The organism is Terriglobales bacterium (genome assembly GCA_035624475.1).
In the GTDB taxonomy this organism is placed as follows: domain Bacteria; phylum Acidobacteriota; class Terriglobia; order Terriglobales; family Acidobacteriaceae; genus DASPRL01.
In genome coordinates this window covers 1-3,832 of the sequence record DASPRL010000182.1, presented here as the reverse complement: position 1 = coordinate 3,832, position 3,832 = coordinate 1, and the positions used below count along the sequence as shown (strand labels likewise).

Here is a 3,832-nt window from a genome sequence, read left to right as displayed (position 1 = left end):
CCGCAGGGTCTCCTCCCTCGCCCTCACCCAGATGTACCTGGAGCGGCTGAAGCGCTTCGACCCGCTGCTGCTGTTCGCGGTCACGCTCACCGAGGAGCGCGCGCTGGCCCAGGCCAAGGAGGCCGATCGCGACCTGGCCCGCGGCAAGTATCGCGGCGCGCTGCACGGGCTGCCCTGGGGGGCCAAGGACCTGCTGGCCACCAAGGGCTATCGCACCACCTGGGGCGCCGCCGGCTTCGAGGACCAGTACATCGACCAGGACGCCACCGTGGTCGAGCGCCTGGACGCCGCCGGCGCCGTGCTGGTGGCCAAGCTCACCCTGGGCGCGCTGGCCCTGGGCGACAAGTGGTTCTACGGCATGACCCGCAATCCCTGGAAGACCGACCAGGGCTCCAGCGGCTCCTCCGCCGGGCCCGCCTCCGCCACCGTGGCCGGCTGCGTGGCTTTCTCCATCGGCTCCGAGACCCTGGGCTCCATCTCCTCGCCCTCCACCCGCTGCGGCGCCACCGGCCTGCGGCCCACCTTCGGGCGCGTGCCCCGCAGCGGCGCCATGGCCCTCTCCTGGAGCATGGACAAGCTCGGGCCCCTCTGCCGCAGCGTCGAGGACAGCGCCCTGGTGCTGGCCGCCATCACCGGCCCCGACGGCAAAGACCGCACCGTCCACGACCTTCCCTTCAACTGGGACGCCACCCTCGACCTCAAGAGCCTGCGCATCGGCTACCTGAAGGCCGACTTCGACCGCGAGCCACCGGAGGACGCCAAGCCCGAAGACAAGGCGCGCCGCCTAGAGTCCAAGAAGATCGACGACGCCTCGCTCGACGTGCTGCGCAGCAAGCTCGGCCTCAAGCTCATCCCGGTGGAATTGCCCAAGTTGCCCTACGGCGACATGCTCACCATGCTGGTGGCCGAATCCGCCGCCGCCTTCGACCAGCTCACCCGCAGCGGCCGCGACAACCTGCTGACCTCCCAGACCAAGGACGACTGGCCCAACACCTTCCGCACCGCCCGCCTTATCCCCGCGGTGGAGTACATCCAGGCCAGCCGTGCCCGCACCCTGGCCATGGAGCAGATGGCCGCGCTCTTTCGGAAGGTGGACGTCATCGTCACTCCCACCTTCTCCAACCAGTTGCTGGTCACCAACCTCACCGGCCACCCGGCGGTGATCCTGCCCAACGGCTTCCGCTCGGACGGTACCCCCACCAGCCTGACCTTCCTGGGGAACCTGTTCGGCGAGGCTCAGGCCTGCGCCGTGGCCCGCGCCTTCGAGCAGGCCACCGAGTGGCACCTGCGCCATCCCAAGCTGGTACCGGGAGTCGCCCCGCCCCCCGCCCAGAGCTAGCCGCGGCCGGCTTCTCGTCACACGGGGCTGTGAGCGGCAGCACTGCCCGCCGCCCGTCCCCGGCCTGAGGATAGAGGTGGAGCCGAATGCTCCCGGCCGCCGCCCGCGGCCGCAGGAGGGAAGACGCATGTCCACGCCCTGGTCCCACCGCTACGCCCGGCGCGCCAAGGCCGCCACCAGCTCGGCCATCCGCGAACTGCTCAAGCTGACCCAGCGCCCCGAGGTGATCTCCTTCGCCGGGGGCCTGCCCGCCGCCGAGCTCTTCCCCATCGAGCGTTTTCAGGAAGCCTGCCGCCGCGTGCTGGCGGAGCACGGCCCCGCCGCCCTGCAGTACGGCGCCACCGAGGGCTACCCGCCCCTGCGCCAGTGGATCGCCGCCCAGATGGCCCGCTACGGCATCGTGGCCGCGCCCGACAACGTGCTCATCACCTCGGGCTCGCAGCAGGCCCTCGACCTGATCGGCAAGCTGCTCATCAATGCCGGCGACCGCCTGCTGGTGGAAGCGCCCTCCTACCTGGGCGCGCTGCAGGCCTTCAACACCTACGGCGCCGAGTACGTCTCCGTGCCCACCGACCACGACGGCCTGCGCACCGACCTGCTGGAAGAGGCCCTGCGCTCCGGCCCCAAGTTCATGTATATCCTCCCCAACTTCCAGAATCCCAGCGGGGTCACGCTCTCGCGCGAGCGCCGCGTCGAGCTGGTGGGCCTGGCCGACAAGTACGGCATTCCCCTCATCGAGGACGACCCCTACGGCCAGCTCCGCTTCGAGGGCGAGCACCTGCCCTCGCTGCTGGTGCTCGACCGCGACAACCAGCTCCGCGACGACGGCTATCGCCTGGGCAACGTCATCTATCTCTCGACCTTCTCCAAGACGCTGGCGCCGGGCCTGCGCCTGGGCTGGATCGTGGCCCCGCCCGAGGTCATCGCCAAGCTGGTGCAGCTCAAGCAGGGCTCCGACCTGCACACCTCCAGCTTCGCCCAGGCGGTGGCCTACGAGGTGGTGCAGGAGGGCTTCCTCGACCAGCACGTGCGCACCATCCGCCAGGTCTACCGCGAGCGCCGCGACGTCATGCTGGCCGCGCTGGAGGAGTTCTTCCCCGCCAGCGTGAGCTGGACGCGGCCCAACGGCGGGCTCTTCCTGTGGGTCACGCTGCCCGAGGGCATGGACGCGCCGCGCCTGCTGGAGGCCGCGCTCAAGGAGAACGTCGCCTTCGTGCCCGGCGGCTCCTTCTTCGCCGAGCCCGAGAAGGGCCTGCGCCACCTGCGTCTGAACTTCTCCTATTGCCAGCCGGAGCAGATCCGCGAGGGCATCCGGCGCTTGGGCGTCGCCCTCCGCCGCCAGATGGCGGGTCCCCTCCCCGTCCCCACCGCCGCCTAGCGCGGACGAATACCAGAAGGCCCGGGTTCCCGGCCCGGGCCTTTCTTTCACCGGATCTCAAGTCTCGCGTGGCGGAAGTACCGCGGGTGCACCCTAACTGATATATGATTCCCCGGCTTCCCGGGTCTGTTGGTGGGTGCTGATTGGTTGTGTCCTTGGGGAAATCCCCAAACCCAAACACCTACGAGGAGACCTATGAGGTTGAAGACGATCATGATCGCTTCCGCCACCCTTCTGGTGTCCGCACTTGGCATCGGATGCCAGAAGACGACAATCAACCCTAACGACGCCACCCCGCCGACGGTAGAGATCAAAGTGCGGGGCGCGGATGGGCAGTATGCAGCGGCGTCTACCGCATCTCTCAATATCGAGTCCACAAACACGCTCGACGCCATGTGCACCGTCAACGACCCCGACGGCGTCCGGTCGATTTCCCTGAACTACTCGGGGACGTCTGATTCCTGCACACTCAGCGGTGGCGCGATTTTTAGCGGCTCCTTCGCGATTGAAGGGCTGCCGGCTTCCGCAACACAAGTGCTCTCGGGGGACCCCAATAGCCAGGTCCTCACCAGCCTGCCGCTGCTGACCGAGCTCAAGACCCCGATCAGCTGCACGGTGCTCGGTAGCCCCAGCCAAAAGGGGCTTCCTCTGGGGAACAAAGTCAAGCTCACCTGCACCGGCACCAACTGGTCTTCGAGCCCGCAAAACAGTACAGCCACGAAAGTGCTGACCATCAACTTGCAGTAGGCCACCGCCGCCGCCCAGGTGCGGACGAAACAAAGAAGGCCCGAGCTCCTCGCCCGGGCCTTTCTTTTCAGGAACTAGAAAATGTCTTTCCTGCGACCTCGCGGCCCTCACCAGAATCAGTTGAACTATGGCACGCGTAGAGGGTATCGAACCGAAGCACGCTCCCTTCTTCATCCGCCAGGTGATGCGCAAGGTGCGCAAGCTGGTGGGCAAGGACCTCACCCCGATGAAGGTGCAGGCGCGGGTGCCGCGCGTCTTCTGGGTGAACATCCTCACCGAGTGGCTGCTGGGCGAGAAGGCGAAGGTGCCGCGGCGCTGGCGCGCCATCGTGCAGGTCCGCACCGCCGCCCGCGTGGGTTGCCCCTTCT

4 protein-coding genes are annotated in these 3,832 nt (G+C 68.0%); all 4 read left to right on the top strand.

Features of this window, described 5'->3' with window-relative positions; translation table 11 throughout:
- Window positions 1–1,339: amidase (locus VEG08_07635; protein ID HXZ27858.1), on the top strand; the 1,339-nt coding region annotated here is incomplete at its 5' end.
- Between the two features lie 127 nt (window positions 1,340–1,466).
- Window positions 1,467–2,717 carry a PLP-dependent aminotransferase family protein gene (locus VEG08_07630; GenBank protein ID HXZ27857.1) on the top strand — a complete coding sequence of 417 codons (1,251 nt, stop codon included), beginning with the start codon at window positions 1,467–1,469 and terminating at the stop codon, window positions 2,715–2,717.
- Between the two features lie 201 nt (window positions 2,718–2,918).
- The gene (locus VEG08_07625; GenBank protein HXZ27856.1) at window positions 2,919–3,464 is read left to right on the top strand and encodes a hypothetical protein; all 546 of its coding nucleotides are present in this window, start codon (window positions 2,919–2,921) and stop codon (window positions 3,462–3,464) included.
- Between the two features lie 127 nt (window positions 3,465–3,591).
- Window positions 3,592–3,832 (top strand): hypothetical protein (locus VEG08_07620; GenBank protein ID HXZ27855.1); only part of this gene is annotated, 241 nt, incomplete at its 3' end.